Origin of the sequence: Pseudoduganella albidiflava (assembly GCF_004322755.1) — a bacterium.
GTDB lineage: Bacteria > Pseudomonadota > Gammaproteobacteria > Burkholderiales > Burkholderiaceae_D > Rugamonas > Rugamonas albidiflava.
Genome location: NZ_CP036401.1, coordinates 5,659,169 through 5,679,250, shown reverse-complemented (window position 1 = coordinate 5,679,250; position 20,082 = coordinate 5,659,169). Strand labels below are relative to the sequence as shown.

General features: G+C 64.0%; 14 protein-coding genes. 8 read left to right on the top strand and 6 right to left on the bottom strand.

What is annotated here, in order from left to right:
• Positions 1–16: 16 nt before the first annotated feature.
• From EYF70_RS23520 to EYF70_RS23500, 5 genes are all read left to right on the top strand, one after another.
• Positions 17–1,498: an adenosine deaminase family protein gene (locus tag EYF70_RS23520; protein ID WP_131147557.1), complete on the top strand. Its 1,482-nt coding sequence runs from the start codon at positions 17–19 to the stop codon at positions 1,496–1,498.
• A gap of 577 nt (positions 1,499–2,075) precedes the next feature.
• On the top strand, positions 2,076–5,489 hold the full coding sequence (locus EYF70_RS23515) for a TonB-dependent receptor (protein ID WP_131147556.1): 3,414 nt from the start codon (positions 2,076–2,078) through the stop codon (positions 5,487–5,489).
• 144 nt (positions 5,490–5,633) lie between these two features.
• Entirely contained in the window at positions 5,634–7,319 is a 1,686-nt protein-coding gene (locus tag EYF70_RS23510; RefSeq protein ID WP_131147555.1) for a bifunctional metallophosphatase/5'-nucleotidase, read from the top strand.
• Positions 7,320–7,329: 10 nt separating this feature from the next.
• Positions 7,330–8,550, top strand: coding sequence for a phospholipase D-like domain-containing protein (locus tag EYF70_RS23505; protein WP_131149305.1), 1,221 nt, complete (start codon positions 7,330–7,332; stop codon positions 8,548–8,550).
• Positions 8,547–9,611, top strand: a complete 1,065-nt coding sequence (locus EYF70_RS23500) for a S1/P1 nuclease (RefSeq protein ID WP_131147554.1) — start codon at positions 8,547–8,549, stop codon at positions 9,609–9,611. The genes EYF70_RS23505 and EYF70_RS23500 overlap by 4 nt, the downstream gene beginning before the upstream one ends.
• 94 nt (positions 9,612–9,705) lie before the next feature.
• On the opposite strand, the gene EYF70_RS23495 is transcribed toward EYF70_RS23500, so the two are convergent.
• Positions 9,706–10,461: a DeoR/GlpR family DNA-binding transcription regulator gene (locus EYF70_RS23495; protein WP_131147553.1), complete on the bottom strand. Its 756-nt coding sequence runs from the start codon at positions 10,459–10,461 to the stop codon at positions 9,706–9,708.
• Positions 10,462–10,533: 72 nt separating this feature from the next.
• On the opposite strand from EYF70_RS23495, the gene EYF70_RS23490 reads away from it, so the two are divergent.
• Entirely contained in the window at positions 10,534–11,133 is a 600-nt protein-coding gene (locus EYF70_RS23490; protein ID WP_131147552.1) for an NUDIX domain-containing protein, read from the top strand.
• Positions 11,134–11,350: 217 nt separating this feature from the next.
• Here EYF70_RS23490 and EYF70_RS23485 read toward each other — a convergent pair whose 3' ends face one another.
• The 4 genes from EYF70_RS23485 to EYF70_RS23470 all read right to left on the bottom strand — a co-directional run bounded on the left by EYF70_RS23485 (position 11,351) and on the right by EYF70_RS23470 (position 16,010).
• Complete coding sequence (locus tag EYF70_RS23485) at positions 11,351–12,322, bottom strand: ABC transporter permease (protein WP_131147551.1); 972 nt, start codon at positions 12,320–12,322, stop codon at positions 11,351–11,353.
• On the bottom strand, positions 12,319–13,398 hold the full coding sequence (locus tag EYF70_RS23480) for an ABC transporter permease (RefSeq protein ID WP_131147550.1): 1,080 nt from the start codon (positions 13,396–13,398) through the stop codon (positions 12,319–12,321). Before EYF70_RS23480 ends, EYF70_RS23485 begins: the two co-directional genes overlap by 4 nt.
• The gene (locus tag EYF70_RS23475; RefSeq protein ID WP_131147549.1) at positions 13,395–14,921 is read right to left on the bottom strand and encodes an ABC transporter ATP-binding protein; all 1,527 of its coding nucleotides are present in this window, start codon (positions 14,919–14,921) and stop codon (positions 13,395–13,397) included. The genes EYF70_RS23480 and EYF70_RS23475 overlap by 4 nt, the downstream gene beginning before the upstream one ends.
• Before the next feature lie 93 nt (positions 14,922–15,014).
• Positions 15,015–16,010, bottom strand: coding sequence for a BMP family lipoprotein (locus EYF70_RS23470; protein ID WP_131147548.1), 996 nt, complete (start codon positions 16,008–16,010; stop codon positions 15,015–15,017).
• On the opposite strand from EYF70_RS23470, the gene EYF70_RS23465 reads away from it, so the two are divergent.
• On the top strand, positions 16,009–16,332 hold the full coding sequence (locus tag EYF70_RS23465) for a hypothetical protein (protein ID WP_131147547.1): 324 nt from the start codon (positions 16,009–16,011) through the stop codon (positions 16,330–16,332). The genes EYF70_RS23470 and EYF70_RS23465 overlap by 2 nt on opposite strands.
• Before the next feature lie 172 nt (positions 16,333–16,504).
• Positions 16,505–18,748, top strand: a complete 2,244-nt coding sequence (locus EYF70_RS23460) for a TonB-dependent receptor (RefSeq protein WP_131147546.1) — start codon at positions 16,505–16,507, stop codon at positions 18,746–18,748.
• Positions 18,749–19,167: 419 nt separating this feature from the next.
• On the opposite strand, the gene EYF70_RS23455 is transcribed toward EYF70_RS23460, so the two are convergent.
• Complete coding sequence (locus EYF70_RS23455; protein WP_131147545.1) at positions 19,168–20,070, bottom strand: LysR family transcriptional regulator; 903 nt, start codon at positions 20,068–20,070, stop codon at positions 19,168–19,170.
• Positions 20,071–20,082: the final 12 nt, after the last annotated feature.

Below are 20,082 nucleotides of genomic sequence, written 5' to 3'. Positions count from 1 at the left end.
TTCACGAGAGAGTCCCATGCAAACAGCAGTCAACACCCGTCGCATCCTCGCCGCCGCCCTTGCCGCGGCCTTCGCCTTTGGCGCGCAGGCAAAAGGCGGCAACGAAGACATCGTCAAGCGCCATTTCGCCACGCTGGTCGCCAGCCCGGCGAAAACGGCGGAACTGACGATGTTCATGACGATGATGCCGAAGGGCGGCGACCTGCACCACCATTACTCCGGCGCGATCTATGCCGAGCAGTACCTGGAGTGGGTGGACCGGCAGGGTTACTGCGTCAACAAGACCAGTTTCAGGATCACCAGCGACAAGGCGGCCGTGGAAGCGGAACGCGCCAAGCCCAACGGCCTGCGCACCTGCGTCTCCGGCGCCGACCTGGTGGCCGACAACGACACCTACCGCAAGCTGCTGCAAAAGTGGTCGACCCTGGACTTCCACAACCATTCGGCCGACCAGGCGCCGCCGGACCAGACCTTCTTCGACACCTTCGGCTACTTCGGCCCGGTGGCATCGACCAATACCAATGAAGGCCTGCGCACGCTGAAGCAGCGCGCGATCGCCGAGAACCTGGCGTACATCGAGACCATCTTCGAGCTGGCGCCGATGACGCCGGACGAGGCGTTCGACAAACTGTTCACCACGCCGAACCTGCCACCGGCGCAGCTCGAAGCGTACATGACGCATTTTGCGACCGTGCTGGAAAACATTCCTTCCTTCCAGCGTGGCATCACCGACTACATCGCCAACGTGGAAAAGAGCGCCGCCGGCATCGACGACGAGCGCTTCACCATGCGCTACCAGCCCTACGTGCTGCGCTTCCTGTCGCCATCGGCGGTGTTTTCGCAGATGCTGGCCAGCTTCAAGCTGGCGCAGGCCAGTCCGCTGATCGTCGGCGTCAACATCGTCGGCCAGGAAAGCCTGCACGTGTCCATGCGCGACTACAGCCTGCACATGCAGATGTTCCGCTTCCTGAAGGCGAAGTACCCGGACGTGAAGACGGCACTGCATGCCGGCGAATTGCGCCTGGGGATCGTGCCGCCGGAAGGGCTGACGTTCCACATCGGCGAAGCGGTCAATGTCGCCGGCGCCAACCGGATCGGCCACGGCATCGACATCGCGCACGAACGCAATGCGCTGGCGCTGATGAAGACGATGCGCGAGCGCCGCATCCCCGTCGAGGTCAACCTCACCAGCAACGAGTTCATCCTGGGCGTGAAGAACGAGGAACATCCGGTCGAGCTGTACCGCCGCTATGGCGTGCCGTTCGTACTCTCCACGGACGATGCCGGCGTCACCCGCCACAGCCTGTCGAACGAATACGTGCTGTTCGCCACGCGCTACAAGACCGATTACGCGGAGGTGAAGAAACTGTCGTACGACAGCATCCGCTATGCCTTCCTGGCCGACAACGACCGCAAGCGGCTGCTGAAGCAGCTCGATGAACGGTTTGCCAGGTTCGAGGCGGAAGTTGCCGGCGCGCTGCCGGCTGGCAAGCAATAGGGTTGTTGACTGGACGGCGCCGTGATGGCGCCGACTTTCTTTTAACTCCCTGCAACTTCTTTTTTTTGTTGGCGATCCCGGCTGCAATGGCCGGGATTGGCCCCGAACCATCGGCGATCTTGATTGTTTTGCTTTCAATCCTGCCAACTCTGTGGCCTTTGCGCTACATTTTTGTAGTACCCAAGCACCGTTTTTATTATTTCTAAATGAAATAATTTCACGCAATCGTGCCGCACTTATAATCCCGGCGTCAGCCATCCCCGAGAGTAAACATCACGTTTAACGAGAGATACCCACCCGATTTATTTCGCGTGCGTATAAATCCACTTGTTAAATCGAATTTGTCACCGTTTTGACGCTCATGCATAGTTGATCGGAAGCTATGTCATTTTAGCTGCGAGCCGGTCACGCAGGTGTCATGAAACTGTCATGTCAATGTCACGGCCATGAAATCGTGACCAGCTAAGCTCTCGGGTCGGCTAAGCAGCTTGCAACACAAAGTAAAGCGTGGCGGTCGTTGTGATCCACCAGATCCGCAGCGAACCGCCAATAAATTCGTCCATTTTGGGGTTAAACAATGATGAATCACCAACGGCTCCGGCTTACGCAGATCGCGCTGAGCCTGTCTATCGCACTGGCCGCCATCCCGGCCGCCGCGCAGAACACGACCTCCGCCATCGGCGGTCGTATCTCGGGCGCGGACGGCAATCCGGCCTCCGGCGCACAGGTCACGATCCTTCACGTAGAGTCCGGTTCCGTCAGCAACGTGACCACCGATGCCGAGGGCCGCTATGTAGCCCGCGGCCTGCGCGTGGGCGGTCCCTACACCATCACGATCACCAAGAACGGCGTGACCGAGAAGCGTGAAGGCGTGTTCATCGCCCTGGCGGAAACGGCCAGCGTGGACGCGCAGCTGGGCCAGGCGATGCAGACCGTGACCGTTACCGGCAGCAATGTGCGCAACGATCGTTTCTCGAAGACGACGATGGGTACCGGCACCAATATCGGCCCGCAGGAACTGGCGATCCAGGCATCGATCCAGCGCAACCTGCAGGACTACGCGCGTGCCGACCCCCGCGTGTCCCAGACCGACAAGGAACGCGGCGAAATTTCCGTGGCCGGCCAGAACAGCCGCTACAACTCGCTGACCATCGACGGCGTGGCCGTGTCGGACACGTTCGGCCTGGAAGCTTCCGGCTCCCCGACCGCGAAGCAGCCGATCTCGATCGAGGCGATCCAGTCCGTGCAGGTCAACGTCGCCAACTACGACGTCACGCAGAAGGGCTACACGGGCGGCAACATCAACGCCGTGACCAAGTCCGGCACCAACACCGTCAAGGGCAGCGTCTACTACGTCTTCCGTAACGACAAGACCGCCGGCGAGCGCTTCAACGCCACCGACGGCACCTACTACGATCCGGCCAAGTTCAAGGAAACGACCAAGGGTGCGACGGTCGGCGGCCCGCTGATCAAGGACAAGCTGTTCATCTTCGCCAACTACGAGAAGCTGGAATCGACCCGCGCGGCGCCGAGCTACGGCGTGGCCGGCAGCCAGATGACCAACGTGGGCGTGACCCAGGAAGCCATCGACCAGGCGCAGCAGATCGCCCAGAGCCGCTACGGCATCGACATCGGCACGTCCCAGGTTCCCGGCGGCACGATGCTGTCCGTCACCGACAAGCTGCTGAAAGTGGACTGGAACATCAGCGACGACCACCGCGCCATGTTCCGCTGGTCCAAGACCGAGCAGAGCGAGCCGTTCTTCGCCGGCCTGACCTCCACCGGCATCTCGCTGAACTCGCAGTGGTACCAGCAGAACAAGGTCATCGAGACCAAGGTCGCGCAGCTGACCTCGGACTGGTCGCCGACGTTCTCCACCGAGATCAAACTGTCGACCCGCGACTATGACAGCGTGCCCACCGTGAACGCGATGCTGCCGACCGTGGCCCTGCGCTTCTCCGGCCCGCTGCCGGCCGGTGCACCGGCCAGCCTGGGTACCGGCAACCGCTTCATCAACTTCGGTACCGACAGCAGCCGCCAGCGCAACGTGCTGGGCACGAAGACGGATGACGTCTACGTGGGCGGCAACCTGCAGCTGGGCGACCATGAAGTGAAATTCGGCGCCGATTACCAGAAGAACGAGATCTACAACGCGTTCCTGCAGAACGTCTATGGCAACTACACGTTTGCCTGCCAGACGGGCCTGGCCTACGAGTTCCTGGGCGGCTCGACGCTGAACAACGAAAACGGCGCATGCGGTACCGTCAGCAATGTGCAGCAAGCCGTGCTGGAAAACTTCCGCCGCGGCCGTCCGCTGTCCTATACGTACCAGGTCGCCAATGCCGGCTACTCGCTGGAAGATGCCGTGGCCCGCTTCACGATGAAGAACACGGGCGTGTTCGTGCAGGACACCTGGACCGTGACCCCGAACCTGACGGTGATGGCCGGCGTGCGCCTGGACAAGATCGACGTGCCTGAGCGTCCGTTGTCGAATGCCGCCTTGGCAGCCGCGCCTGGCCCGGTTGTCGGCGGCCGCGTCACCGGCGGTTTCGGTATCAACAACACCAACACGCTGGATGGCCAGAAGCTGTGGCAGCCGCGCGTGGGCTTCAACTACAACTTCGACACCGCCCGTCGCACGCAGATCCGCGGTGGCGCCGGCCTGTTCCAGGGCGCCGCGATGAGCGTGTGGCTGGGTAACCCGTTCCAGAATGCCGGCGTGGCCACGTCGACGGTTGGCTGCGGAATCAGCGGTTTCGAGAACTGCGCGACGGGGGGGGGTACGTTCAGTGCCGACATCAACAGCCAACCGCGCTTCCCGGGTACGCCGTCGGCCGCCTCGGTGGACGTGCTGGCCGCCGGCCTGCGCCAGCCGGCCGTATGGAAGATGAACCTGGCCGTCGACCACGAACTGCCGTGGTACGGCATCACCGTGGGCGCGGAATTCCTCAAGACGAATGCGCGTGACGCAATCTTCTACCGTAACCTGAACACTGGTGCGGCGACCCGGACCGGTTCCGATGGCCGTGAGCTGTATTACACGGACCTTGGCTTCGATAAAAAGTGCTGGGATGCCAGCGGCAACAGCATCGTAACCGGTGATTGCAACGGCTCGCGTGCGCGCTCCCTGTCGAACCGCAGCTTCAACAACGTGCTGGTCGCCACCAACACGAAGAAGGGTGGCAGCAACGTCGCCACGCTGCAACTGAGCCGCCCGATGAGCGCCGGCTGGGCATGGAACGCCGCCTACACGTACACGGAGTCGAAGGAAGTCTCGCCGCTGACGTCGTCCACGTCGAACTCGAACTGGTCGGGCCGTGCCGTGTTCAACCCGAACGAGGAAGTGGAAGCCAATTCCAGCTACCTGGTGAAGGACCGCATCAGTGCCTCGCTCAGTTTCCAGAAGCGCTTCTTCGGCACCTACCGCACCACCTTCGGCACGTTCTACGAAGGCCGTTCGGGCAAGCCGTACAGCTGGACGTTCAACAACGACGCCAACGGCGACGGCCTGGCTGGCAACGACCTGATGTACATCCCGACCGCATTCGGTTCCGGCGAAGTCATCTTCCGCGGCGACTCGCCAACCAGCCACGCCAACGAGGAACGCTTCTGGGCAATCGTCGACCAGTACCGTGGCCTGCGCAACTCGACCGGCGACGTCGTGAAGCGCAACAACAGCTTCTCGAACTGGACCAACAACTTCGACGTGCGCGTGTCGCAGGAAATCCCGGGCCTGTGGCAGGGCCACAAGGGCGTGTTCACGCTGGACATCCTGAACTTCGGCAACCTGCTGAACAAGAAGTGGGGCCGCATCAACGAGGTGGCATTCCAGTCCAACGGCGCGCAAGCCCGTTCCTTCGTGGACGTGGTCGGCATCGAAGGCGGCAAGTACATCTACGCGATGCGCGACAAGGTGGAAGACCTGACCGTGCGCCAGGAAAAGGGCGAATCGCAGTGGGCCCTGCAAGCCACCGTCAAGTACGAATTCTAAGATTCGTGCCAGTCTAGCCTGACCCGAAGGCCGGCATCCGCCGGCCTTTTTTTCGTCTGTAACACAAGGTATCAACCTGCCGGCGGCGCTGTTTTCGCATGCCGGCCGCCGGTACAATACACGCTCACGTATCTCATCCTTTCCATGAAATCCTCACTGCATACTCTCGCCCTGGCGGCTGCGCTGACCGCGCTCGCCGGGTGCGCCACGCCGCCGGCCGACCGGGCGCCCGCGGAGATCAACCTGGTCGCCATCAACGACCTGCATGGCAACCTGGAAGCCACCAAATTCACGTACACCGGCGTGGCCGACAAGGCGCCGCGCACCGTGATGGCGGGCGGCATCGACACCATCGCCGGCGCCCTGCAGCAATGGCGCCGCGAAGACAGCGAGCTGCTGCTGGTCGGCGCGGGCGACATGGTGGGGGCCAGCCCGGCGCTGTCGGCCATGTGGGCGGATGAACCGACCATCGCGGCGCTGGACATGCTGGGCCTGGCCGTCACCTCGGCCGGCAACCATGAATTCGACGGCGGCCGCAAGGAACTGCTGCGCCAGCAGCACGGCGGCTGTGATTCGCCACGGCCGGACAAGGCCTGCCAGTTCGACGCAGCGTATGGCGGCGCGAAATTCGGCTACCTGGCCGCCAACGTCGTCGAGGCGGACAGCGGCAAGACCATCCTGCCGGCCTACCGCATCCTCGAAGCGAAGGGTGTCAAGATCGCCTTCATCGGCGCCGTGCTGAAGGGCACCGCCGACGTGGTGGTCGCTTCCGGCATCGCCGGCCTGCGCTTCCTCGACGAAGCCGAGGCCGTCAACCGCCTGCTGCCGGAACTGCGCGCGCAGGGCGTGGGCGCGTTCGTGTTGCTGGTCCACGAGGGTGGGCGCACCGTCACGCCGTTCGACCAGCAGTATTGCGACAACCTGGAGGGCGACCTGGTGCCGATCGTGAAGCGGCTCGATCCGGCCGTGAAGCTCGTGATCAGCGGGCACTCGCACAAGGGTTACCTGTGCCGGGTCGGCGATACCGTCGTTACGCAGGCGCAGATGGGCGGGCACATGCTGTCGCGCATCAAGCTGATGGTGGACCGCCAGAGCGGCAAGATCGTCGACGTCGATGCGCGCAACGTCGTCATCGAGCAGGGCGCCTATCCGGCCGAGCCGAAGGTGGCGGCCTACCTGGCCAGCGTGCGCGAGCGTAGCAACCGCGAACTGGCCAAGCCGGTCGCACGCATCGCGGTGCCCACCGTTTCTCGCTCCGGCGATGGCGCCGATGAATCGGCGCTCGGCAACCTGGTTGCCGATGCCACGCTGATGGCCGCGCTGCCGTATGGTGCGCAGGTGGCGTTCATGAACCGGGACGGCATTCGCCAGCACCTGGAAGCGGGCCCCGGCAACGTCGTGTCGAAAGGCCAGGCGCTGGCCACGCTGCCGTTCGGGAATACGCTGGTGGTGATGGACCTCACCGGGGCGCAGCTGCGCACGCTGCTCGAACAGCAATGGGTGGCGGACAAGGTGCAGGTGCGTGGCCTGCTGCAGGTATCCGAAGGGTTCACCTACCGCTATCGGCTGGATGCCAATGGCAAGGCGACCGTATCGGATGTCACGCTGAACGGCGCGCCGCTGGACGATGGCGCCACCTATCGCGTGGCCGTCAACAATTTCCTGGCAGGCGGCAACGACGCATTCCCGATGTTCGCCAAGGGTACCAACCGCGCCGAGACGGGCATCCGCGACATCGATTCGCTGACCGCCTTCCTGGTGCGCCGCGAACAGGAGGGCAAGCCGGCCGGCCTGCCGCCCGCGCAGCCGCGCATCCGCCGCATCCAATAAGGAGCCGATGATGAAACGACTGATGTTATCCGGTTTGCTGTTGCTGCCGTTCTGCAGCGCCCACGCCGACTTCCGCATTCCCGGCTTCGAACTGGTGCAGACCGCGCCGGTGGAAACCACGCTGGCGAACGCCGACCTGCGCGATCCGGTTACCGTCTGGTGCGAGCTGTTCGACAATGCCAGGAGCGACATCGCGATCGGCCAGTTCTACGCCGCTAGCAAGCCCGGGGCGCCGTTCGAGAAGGTGATCGACCGGCTGGCCGCGGCCGGCAAGCGTGGCGTGAAGATCCGCTTCCTGCTCGACAAGAAAGGCATCGGCCTGTCCGATGCCGCCACGCTGGAGCGGCTGCGCGCGATCCCGAACCTGGAAATGCGCATCCTCGATTTCAGCCGGCTCACCGGCAACGGCATCATCCACGCCAAGTACGTGATCGCCGACGGCAAGCGGGCCTTCGTCGGCAGCCAGAACTTCGACTGGCGCGCGTTCACGCACATCCACGAGACCGGGCTGCTGGTCGACGATGCCGCGATCGTCACGCAGGTCGGCGCGATCTTCGAACAGGACTGGAACGCGCAGGCGCAACTGGCGCAGGGCCGCGCGGTGGCGCCGCTGCAGCAAAAGTCGGCGACGGCCACCGTGCCGGACCGGCCTTCCTACCTGCTGGCCAGCCCGGCGGCCTACAACCCGCCCGGCGTGGCCGATTCCGAGACCGGGCTGCCGGCGCTGCTGGCCGGCGCGAAGGAAGAGGTGCGCGTGCAGCTGCTCGACTATGCGCCGCTGTCGTATGGCCCGAACGGCACCCGCCCGTACTACGCGGTGGTGGACAACGCCGTGCGCGCGGCCGCCAACCGCGGCGTGAAGGTGAAGCTGATGGTGTCGAACTGGAACCTGGAGCATGCCACGCTGCCGTACCTGAAAAGCCTGGCCGTGCTGCCGAACGTGGAAATCCGCGTCGTTACCCTGCCGAAGGCGTCCACCGGCTTCATCCCGTTTGCCCGCGTGATCCATTCGAAGACCATGGTCATCGACGGCAAGCTGGCATGGGTCGGCACCAGCAACTGGGCCGGCGGCTATTTCGACCTGTCGCGCAACCTGGAAATCGTGATGCGCAACGAGCAGATGGCGCGGCGGCTGGCGGCGCTGCAGGAACAGGTGTGGAGCTCGCCGTACGCCGAACCGCTCGACATCAACAAGAACTACCCGAAACCTCAGAAAGCTTCCGAACAATGAAACGACTCGCATGCATGCTGGCGCTGGCCGGCGTCTTCGCCACCACCGCGCCGTCGAGCGCCCTGGCATGGGGTAACGATGGCCACCGCGCGGTGGGCGCCATCGCCGCCAAGCTGCTCAAGGGCAGCGTCGCCGAACAGCGCATCGCCGCGCTGCTGCTGCCGGGCGAAACGCTGGAATCGATCGCCGTCTGGGCCGATTGCGTGAAGGGCACCTGGTGCGGCCCGCAAACGCCGGAAATGCAGGCCTACGTGGCCGCCAATCCGAAGCACTCCGAGTACCACTACACGGACGTGCCGTTCCAGCTGGGCGCCTACCACGACCACGCGCCCGGCACGTTCGACGACGATATCGTGCACACGCTGAAGTCGGCGATCCTCGTCTTGCAGGGCAAGGACACGCCGGCGACCAACCCGCACAAGTTCACCCCGCGCCAGGCGCTGCTGATCGTGGCCCACCTGGCCGGCGACATCCACCAGCCGCTGCACGTGGGCGCCGCCTTCGTCAGCAAGGATGGCCGCTTCGTGGTGCCGAAGACGCACGCCGAGATCGACGAACTGAACATCTTCGATTCGCGCGGCGGCAACAACCTGCTGCTGGACGATGCGTTTATCGCGTCGATCGGCAACAAGCACATTCCGCCCGGCGCTCCGGAGAAGTCGGGCGCCAGCGCGGCGAAGACCAAGCCGTTCCACTCGTACTGGGACACCACCGTGGTCGACTACGCGTTCCGCCGCTCCACCACGCGCACGCCGGAACAGTTCGCGCAATACGCCATCGACCGGAAGCCGGCGGTGCCCGTCAACAGCGGCGACGCAGCCACCTGGCCCTACCAGTGGGCCAACGATTCGCTGGCCGTCTCCAAGCTGGCGCACATGGACGTCACGCTGGGCGCCGCCACCACGCAAACGTCGAAAAGCAGCGGCACCAGCTACCAGGTGTGGGCCTTGAACGTGCCGGACGACTATCCGGTGCCATCCTCCGCGCTGGCGCGCCAGCAGCTGATCAAGGGCGGCTACAACCTGGCCGCGCTGCTGAAGGAAATCTGGCCGGAGGCATAGTCGCCGGCGCAGGCTCCGCAGGTGTCGGACATTTTTTCCGGGCGCACTATCCGGAAAAAGTGTGCGACGCCGGTTCTCGCTCGCTTTCGGCCTGTCACGCCAGCGTCACCTCGATCCCCATCTCCCGATAAGGCGCCAGCAGCGCCTCGTCCACCCCGCGGTTGACGACGATGTGGTCCACGGTCGCCAGCGGCGCGATCTGGAACGGCGCCGCGGTCCCCAGCTTTTCCGGCGATGCCAGCACCACCGTGCGCTGCGCATGCGCCGACAGCGCGCGCTTCATCGCCGCCTCGTCGAAATCCCCCGTCGTGATGCCGGCTTGCGGGTCCAGGCTGCACACGCCCATGAAGAACAGGTCGGCGCGGAACTGGCTGACGGCTTCCACCGCCGCGGCGCCCATCGCCACGATCGAGTGCTTGAACAGGCGCCCGCCGATGATGATCACGTCGATGTACTCGTGCCCGACCAGTTCCACCGCCACCGACGGACTGTGCGTGATCACCGTCGCGCGCAGGTCGCGGGGCAGGGCGCGCGCCAGCTGCACGGCGGTGGTGCCGCCATCGATGAACACAACCTGGCCCGGCGCGATCATCGCCGCGGCCGCGCGGGCGATGGCCGGCTTGGCATCCGTCGACAACTTCTCGCGCACAGCGAAATTGCCCTGGGCGGGCGAGGCGGGCAGGGCGCCGCCGTGCACGCGCTGCAGCAGGCCTTCCTTGGCCAGCTCGCGCAGGTCGCGGCGGATCGTGTCTTCCGACAGCCCCAGCGATTCGCTCAGGGTCTTGGCGACGATTTGTCCTTCTTCCTTCAGGAGGCGCAGCAGCAGCTCCTTGCGCTGGCGGGTCAGCATTGCACGATTTTCCTTGAAATTGCACGAGATCGCATGATAGCCTAAAAAAGACCTGTTACCAATGGAGCGATCATGCACGTACGTATCCGCGAAGTCCGGACCCTGGCCAACGACTGGTACTTGCTGAAGAAAACCACGTTCGACTATCGCCGGCGCGACGGCAGCTGGCAGACCATGTCGCGCGAAACCTACGACCGCGGGCATGGCGCCGTGATCCTGCTGTACAACCTGGCGCGCCGCACGGTGGTGCTGGTGCGGCAATTCCGCTTTCCCGCCTATGGCTATGGCGGCAGCCACGACGGCTACCTGATCGAAGCCCCCGCCGGCCTGCTCGACGCGGCATCACCCGAGGAACGCATCCGCGCCGAAGCGGCCGAGGAAACCGGCTTCCACGTCGAGCACGTGCAGCGCGTGTTCGACGCCTTCATGAGCCCCGGCTCCGTCACCGAGCGCCTGCATTTCTTCGTCGCCGAATACGACGCCACCCACCGCGCCGACAGTGGCGGCGGCGTGGCAGACGAAGGGGAGGACATCGAAGTGCTGGAACTGGACATCGACGCCGCCCTCGCCATGATCGCCGACGGCCGCATCGAAGACGGCAAGACCATCATGCTCCTCCAGCACGCCGCGCTGAACCTGTTTCCCAACACCGGGGGTGGAGCGAGGGTTTAGCGGAGCATGCTCCGCTCTCGCGCAACGGTACAGGCATGCATGCCTGTACTCCTTCCTGACCCCGATCCAATAAATGTTTCCAAAAACCGGGGTCTGACCCCGGTTCCAGGAAATGTTTCCCAAAAATGGGGACAGTCCCCCGGGTTTTTACAACAGTGCGGGAAGAAAAAAAGCCTGCGGAGTGCGCAGGCTTTCGGGGGCGGGAGAAGGCGGGTGGCTACCGCGACTTCACGAACGGCACGCCAATGGCCTTCGGTGCCACCGACTTGGCCATCAGCCCCGCCAGCACGATCACGGTGACGACATACGGCACCATCTGGATCAGCGCGCCCGGGATGCGGCCCACGACCGGCAGGTCGACGCCTTCGAGCTGGATCTGCACGGCGCCGAAGAAGCCGAACATCAGGCAGCCGAGGAAGGTATAGAACGGCCGCCAGTTGCCGAACACCATGGCGGTCAGCGCCAGGTAGCCGGCGCCGGCCGACATGTCGCGCAGGAAGAAGCCGCTCTGCACGATCGCCAGGTAGGCGCCGGAGAACGAGCACAGGATGCCGGCGATCAGCATCGCCGCGTAGCGGGTGCGTTCGACGGAAACGCCGGCCGCGTCGGCGGCGTGCGGATTCTCGCCGCAGGCGCGCAGGCGCAGGCCGAAGCGCGTGTGGTACAGCACCCAGTGCACCAGCGGCACCAGCGCGAACGCCAGGTAGACGAGCGCCGTGTGGCCGCCCAGCAGCTGCGTCCAGATCCAGCCCAGCACGGGAACGTCCGCCACGGCGGCGCTGCCCGGCAGCACGATCTCCGACAGGCGCGCCTCGCCCAGGTCCGGCGTGCGGCCGCCCTGCTGGAAGAAGTACTGCGCCACCACGAACGTCAGGCCGCTCATCGTGATGTTGATGGCGATGCCGGCCACCAGCTGGTTGCCCTTCTGCGTGATGGCGATGCAGCCTTGCAGCAGCGCCACCGCGACGGAAACGCCCATGCCGGCCAGGATGCCGTACCACGGATTCTGCGTGGCGAAGGCCACCGCGGCGGACACGAATGCCGACGCGAGGATCTTGCCTTCGAGTCCGATGTCGACGACGCCGGAGCGTTCGGCGAACAGGCCGGCCATCGCCGCGAATATCAGCACCGGCGCATTGCGCACGGTGGACACGACGATGCTGCCCAGGTGGAGATCTTCAAAGCTCATGCTTGTTTCCCTTTGATCAGTTTAATCAGCGCGGGGGCGTACAGGTATTCCATCGCACCGCAGAACAGGATGATCAGGCCCTGGATCAGGATCACCATCTCCGGCGGGATGTTCGGTTTTTCCAGCGAGAGGTCGAAGCCGCCCTGCGTGAGGGCGCCGAACAGCACGGCCGACAGGAAGATGCCCACCGGGTGCTGGCGGCCCATCAGCGCGATGGCGATGCCGATGAAGCCCGCGCCGCCGACGAAGTTCAGCGACAGGTAGTGGGTGGAACCCATGATCGAGTTGACGGCGCCCAGGCCGGCCAGCGCGCCCGAGATCAGCATCGTCGCGATGATCATTGCCGAGATCTTCACGCCGGCGTAGTGCGCGGCGTGCTGGTTCAGGCCCGTGGCGCGCAGCTTGTAGCCCCACGAGGAGCGCGACACCATCACGCCATACACGGCCAGCGCGATGATCGCCAGGAAGAAGCTGATGTTCAGCGGCGTATCGCCCAGCACCGGCAGCCAGTCCGACAGGCGCGGCAGCTCGGCGGCCGGGGCGAACACGCGGCTGGCCGTGTTCTGCTCGCCCGGCGGGATCAGGTACTTGACGATCACGAAGTTCATCAGCGACGCGGCAATGAAGTTGAACATGATCGTGGTGACCACCACGTGGCTGCCCCGTTTCGCCTGCAGGTAGCCGGGAATGAAGGCCCACAGCGCGCCGAACAGCGCGGCGCCCACCATGCCAGCTGGGATCAGCAGGAACCAGGGCAGGCTGGCGTCGAAGGCCAGCATGGCGATGGTCAGGCCCAGGCCGCCCAGGTACATCTGGCCTTCGGCGCCGATATTGAACAGGCCCGCCTGCATCGCCACCGACACCGCCAGGCCGGTGAACACGAAGGTCGACGCATAGAACAGCGTGTACGCCAGGCCTTCCGGATTGACGACGGCGCTGTTGATCAGGATCTGCATCGATTCGACGGGGTCTTCGCCGAGCAGGTGGATCACCAGCGCGGTGACGAGCAGCGCGGACAGCAGGTTCAGGAGAGGCAGGACGATGCCGGTTGCCCAGCGTGGCAGATCGTTGTTCATGACTTGTGCATCCCCCCCATCAGCAGGCCGATGCGGGTGGTATCGAATTCGTTGACCGGCATTTCGCCGGTGATGCGGCCGCCGCACATCACGAGGATGCGGTCGGCCAGCGCGCGTACTTCTTCCAGCTCCACGGAGACCAGCAGGATCGCCACGCCGGCATCGCGCAGCGCCAGCAGCTGCGTATGGATCGCCTCGATGGTGCCGATATCCACGCCGCGGGTGGGCTGGCCCACCAGCATCAGCTTCGGTTTCGCCAGCACTTCGCGGGCGATGACGACCTTCTGCTGGTTCCCGCCGCTCAATAAACCGATGCGCAGGTCCGGGTTGGGCGGACGCACGTCGAACTCCTTCAGCAGGCCGGCGCAGCGCTCGGCGATGTGCTTGAAGTCGAACAGCCCCCAGCGGCCCTTGATGTGGTCCTGGTAGCCGAAGAAGGTGTTGTGCATCACGCTGAAATTCTTCACCACGCCATCGCGCAGGCGGTCTTCCGGCACGTGTGCGATGCCCAGGTCGCGGAACTTGCGCGGCAGGCCGTCGGCATCGTGGCGCTTGTACGGCAGGGGCTTGCCCTCGAAGTCGGCGTGGCCGCCGGTGGGCAGCCGCATGCCGGACAGGATTTCCATCAGCTCGCTCTGGCCATTGCCGGACACGCCGGCGATCGCGACGATCTCGCCGGCGCGCAGCGTGAAATTGATGTCCTCCAGCAGCGAGACGCCGGCGCTGTCCTTCAGCTGCAGGCCCTTCACTTCCAGCACCGGCGCACCCGGCTGGTACGGCGCGCGCGGCAGGTTGTTCTCGATCGGCCGGCCGACCATCATGTTGGCCAGCGCTTCCTTCGACGTCCCGGCGGTCTGCACCGCGCCCACCACGCGCCCGGCACGCATCACGGTCACGGTATCCGTGATATCCATGATTTCCTGCAGCTTGTGGGTGATCAGGATGATCGTCTTGCCCTGTTCCTTGAACAGCCTGAGGATCTCGAACAGCGACTCGGTTTCCTGCGCGGTCAGCACGGCGGTCGGCTCGTCCAGGATCAGGATGTTGGCGCTGCGGTAGATCTGCTTGAGGATTTCCACGCGCTGCTGGGCGCCCACGGACAGGTCGTGGATCGTCGCCAGCGGGTCGACATCGAGCCGGTAGCGCGCACAGATCTCGCGCAGTTTCTTCTCGGCCTCGGCGCGGTGGGAGGCGAGGCGGAAGCCGCCTTCGGTGCCCAGCATCACGTTATCGAGCACGGTCATGTTATCGACCAGCATGAAGTGCTGGTGCACCATGCCGATGCCGAGGCGGATCGCTTCCTGGCTGGAGCGGATCTGGCATTCCCGGCCATCGAGCAGGATGGTGCCGCCGTCGGCATGGTAATAGCCGTACAGGATGCTCATCAGCGTGGACTTGCCGGCGCCGTTCTCGCCCACCAGGCCATGGATGGCACCCTTGGCGATCGCGAAGCTCACATCCGTGTTCGCCTTCACGGCGCCGAAATGCTTGGAGATGCCGCGGAATTCAACAGCTGGCTGCATAGGAGTTTTCAGGTCGTGTTTTACTGAAAAACGCGCCGCGGGGAGACCCCGGCGGCGCGTTTTCGCATGTCTGTTTTCTGTGGTGCTGGCGTATCAGGCCGGGCAGGCAGCGCCCGAGCGGATGTCGATGACCTTGGTCTTGCCGTCGATGATGTCCTTGCGAACACCCAGCACGCGCTTCTCGATCTCCGGCGTGACCAGCTTGCGGTTGTTGGCATCGAGTGCCCAGTCCACGCCGCCTTCCTTGATGCCCTTGGCGGTGACGCCCGCCTTCCAGGTGCCGTTCTTCATCTGCATGAAGCTGTCGTACACGGCATTGTCCACGCGCTTGACCATCGAGGTCAGCATCGTGCCCGGATACAGGTGGTTCTGGTTCGAGTCGACGCCGATCGCCAGCTTGCCTTTTTCCTTGGCCATCTGCAGCGTGCCCATGCCGGAACCGCCGGCCACGGCGAACACCACGTCCACGCCGCGTTCGAATTGCGAGCGGGCCAGTTCGCCACCCTTGGCCGGATCGTTCCAGGCGGCGGCGGTGGTGCCGACCATGTTCTGCACGACTTCGGATTTCTTGTCGACGGATTTCGCGCCTTGCGCGTAGCCGCAGGCAAAGGTGCGGATCAGCGGGATGTCGATGCCGCCGATGAAGCCCAGCTTCTTCGACTTCGACGCCATGGCCGCGGCCACGCCGACCAGGTAGGAACCTTCTTCTTCCTTGAACGTGATCGAATTCACGTTATTGCCCTGTGCCACGCCGTCGATCAGCACGAAACGCACGTTGGGGAATTCCTTGGCCACTTTCTGCACGGCCTGCGTCTGGGCGAAGCCGATCGACGCGATCATGTCGAGTTTCTTGCGCGCCAGGCCACGCAGCACCTGCTCGGCCTGGGTATCGGAAGACGCCTGCACTTCGATGAAATTGATACCGGTTTCTTTCTTGAAGCGCGAAGCACCTTCGAAAGCGGATTGATTGAACGACTTGTCGAACTTGCCGCCCGCGTCATAGACGACGCCAAGTTTTGGGTTGGCAGCAAATGCGCTCGCCGAAACCGCAACTGCGGCGATCATCATGGAAAGTTGTTTGATTTTCATGAAAATGCTCCTGGAAGTCCGCTATTGTATAGTTTTTGTGAGCAAAACACGTATCCCGCTGAGGCAGGGACAGGTGAAAGCCGCATGTTTAGAGGTTTTGCTCGGCAATTGCGAAACCGCCACATTTTCCATTCCTTGCATTTTCTTCCACGGTTTTTATCCCCTGTTGGAATCCAACAACATCCTGGGGCTGCTGGTGGCAATCCCCTCTGCAGCCCGACAAGCCCCGCCGCCGTTGTTTTCGCTCCACTTCTGGCGTCGCGAAAGTGCCCCCGAAATGATCGCTTCCTCTGGGGCCGCCAAGCGGCCGGAGCCGGGCTGACCGCACACTATTGCATGTCGATCATATGTATGACAAATACCTTTTTTCTACAAGATTTATATTGAAAACATCTCAATAAGCTTGTTGTGACCGCCAGTTTCGATCGTGTAGGATCGGCAAACATTGGTCATCCGCCATGGTCTAAAACTTAACAACAAGGAATTGGCTCCCCATGAAACTTACCCATCGGACCCTGATGGCGCTGGCAATCGCCGCCGCCTTCCCCTTCGCCTCCGCCCAGGACACCCAGGCAACGGGCGCAAGCGCCGAAACCACCCAGCCGGGCCAGCTGGAAACCGTGATCGTGACGGCCCAGCGCCGCGCCGAGAACATCAAGGACGTGCCGATGTCGATCGCCACCGTGAAGGGTGAGAAGCTCGACGTGCTCACCTCCGGCGGCCAGGATATCCGCTTCCTGTCCGGCCGCTCGCCGTCGGTCAGCATCGAATCCGACTACGGCCGCACCTTCCCGCGCTTCTACATCCGCGGCCTGGGCAATACCGACTTCGACCTGAACGCGTCGCAGCCGGTGGGCCTGGTGATGGACGACATCGTGCAGGAAAACCCGATGCTGAAAGGCTTCCCGGTGTTCGACGTGGACCAGGTGGAAGTGCTGCGCGGTCCGCAGGGCACGCTGTTCGGCCGTAATTCCCCGGCCGGCGTGATCAAGTTCGATTCGGCCAAGCCCGTGTTCAAGCAGGAAGGCTACCTGGCCGCCGGCTTCGGCAAGGACCGCGTGCGCAATGTGGATGGTGCGTACAACCTTCCCGTCAGCGACACGGTGGCGATCCGCTTCGCCGGTTCGTCGCAGCACCGCGGCGACCGCGTGCACAACGAGCGGGCCACCGGCACGCGCGACTTCGAAGGCTACAAGGACAATGCAGCGCGGCTGCAGGTACTGGTCAAGCCGTCGGCGAACTTCTCGGCCCTGTTCAATGTGCACGGTCGCGACATGGACGGCACCGCCACGCTGTTCCGCGCCAACATCCTGAAGGCGGGCACCAATGAACTGGTTGACGGCTTCGACTACGACCGCTATCCGACCGATGGCATCAACGAACAGCACCTGAAGAACAAGGGCGGCAATGTCAGGCTGCGCTGGGATCTGCCGGGGGTGACGCTGCATTCGATCACCGGCTATGAAAAGCTGGAGTTCTACAGCCGCGCCGACGTCGACGGCGGCTATGGCGCGGTGTACGCCCCGCCGTATGGCCCTGGCTTCATCCCGTTCATCGTTGAAACGGCGGACCTGATCCCCGACCACAAGCAGATTTCGCAGGAGTTCCGCGCCGAGTCGACCGGCAGCGGCCCGCTGCAGTGGATCGCCGGCCTGTTCTACTTCAAGGAAGACATCACGATCGACAGTATCGCCTTCGATACGCTCTCGCCGGGCAACCCGCAGGTGCCGAACTACGCGACGCAGACGCAGAACGCCAAGTCGTGGGCGGTGTTCGGCTCCGTCAACTACGCGGTGAGCGAGCGGCTGAAACTGCGCGGCGGGCTGCGCTACACGAGCGACAAGAAGGACTTCGTGGCGCAGCGCATCGAAACCACCGGCCGCTCGTACCTGCCGCTGTCCGACGATTCCAGCAATGTCAGCTGGGATGCCTCCGGCACCTATGTGCTGAACCGGGACACCAACGTGTTCGCCCGCGTGGCGACGGGCTACCGGGCGCCGTCGATGCAGGGCCGCCTGTTCGACCTGGGCAGCAAGCCGTCGATGGCCGGCGCCGAGAAGGTGCTGTCGGTCGAGGCGGGGGTGAAGCAGGACCTGTTCGACCGCCGCGCGCGCATGTCGGCCACCGTGTTCCATTACCGCGTGAAGGACAAGCAGCTGACCGCCGGCAGCGGTTCCGTCAACATGAACCAGCTGCTGAACGCCGACAAGGCGACCGGGCAGGGCGTGGAACTGGACCTGCAGGCCAACCTGTCGCAGAACTTCTCCGCCACGTTCGGCACCAGCTACAACGATACCGAGATCAAGGACAGCAGCCTGTTCGTGCTGCCTTGCGGCAGCGGCTGCACGGTGACGAACCCGGTCTCGTTCGTGGGCGGCACCCGCGTCGCGCTCATCGACGGCAACCCGCTGCCGCGCGCACCGAAGTGGCAGCACAACTTCACGCTGAAGTACGCCGCCCCGGTGGCGAACGGCGAAGTGTATGCCTTCACCGACTGGTCGTACCGCTCGTCGTATAACTTCTTCCTGTACGAAGCCGTCGAGTACAAGGCCAAGGACCTGCTGGAAGGCGGCCTGCGCGTCGGCTACAAGTGGGGCGACGGCAAGTACGACCTGGCGCTGTACGGCCGCAACATCACCGACGAAGTGCAGTCGGTGGGCGCGATCGACTTCAACAACCTGACCGGCATCCTGAACGAACCGCGCACGTATGGCGTGCAGTTCAAGGTGAATTTTTGAGGTAGCCGCCTTGCGCGCTCGATCTAGCGATTAGCGGTTGAGCAGCAGGGGTCTGTCCCCGGTAAGTGTAAGCAGTAGTGCTTGCCATTTGCTCCGTTAGGGGACTGACCCCGGTTTTGCCAGCGTATCAGCAACGTCGGCAAAAACCGGGGTCAGTCCCCTCGGTCATTGCCGGCAACCGGGTTTGGCACGACCGACTGGCGGGGACAGACCCCTGAGACGCTAGCGTTCTTCGCAACCTCACATCAATCGCCGGGATAAGCCCACCCCAAGTGCAAATACCGGGGTCAGACCCGTTGGGTCTGACCCCAGCCCTTCGCTGTTGGGGTAAAAGCATGCGCTACTGACATGCGGCATCAAGGCTTAACATCGGTTCCGGAAAATCAGTTTATTCCAGCCAAGCCACACACAAGGCAGTCTCACCGCTCCGCTGGCCGCAGAATATTCAGGAACGCCCTGACCACCGGCGCATCGTCGGTGGTGGTGTATGTGATGTACAGGTTGGCCGACGGCGGGTTGGTGCGGATCGGCAGGAACACCACGCCGGGCCAGCCGATCCGGCTGGTGGTCTCCGGCATCAGCGTGACGCCGAGCCCGGCGCCGACCATGGCCAGCAGGGTTTGCGGCTCGTTGGCTTCCTGGAAGATGGCCGGTTCGAAGCCGGCATCCACGCAGCACTGGATCAGGTAGCGCGGAAACGCGGATTTATCCAGCGCCAGGGTCAGCATCGGCTCGTCGGCGATGTCGACCAGTTCGATGGCATCCCTTTTCGCCAGCGGGTGGTGTTCGTTGACAGCCACGCACACGTTCTCGCGAAAGCACAGTTCCTGGCGCAGGCTGTCGTTGCGCAGGTCGCTTTCGTCGAGCTTCGGTTCGCGCCAGAAGCCCACGTCGATCTGCTTGGCGCGCAGCGCCTCGTACTGCACGGTGGGGCCGAGTTCGTGGATGGTCCACGTCACGCGCGGGTACTTGCCCTGGAACTCCTCCAGCAGGCTCGGGATCGGCCCCCACATCGCCGAGCCGACGATGCCCACGCGCAGCCGGCCCACTTCGCCGCGGTCGATCTGGCGCACGGTGTCGATCGTCATCCGCATCTTCGCCAGCAGTTCGGCCGCCTCGTTCATCAGCGCGCGGCCAGCCACCGTCAGCTCGAAGCTGCGCGTGGTGCGGGCAAACAGCTTCACCCCCAGCTCCGCTTCCAGCTTCATGATCTGCTGCGACAGCGGCGGCTGCGAGATGTGCAGCCGCTCGGCCGCACGGGAAAAGCTCTTTTCCTCGGCCACGGCCAGGAAGTACTTCAGTTGCTTCAGGTCGATCGACATGGCGGCTGTCCG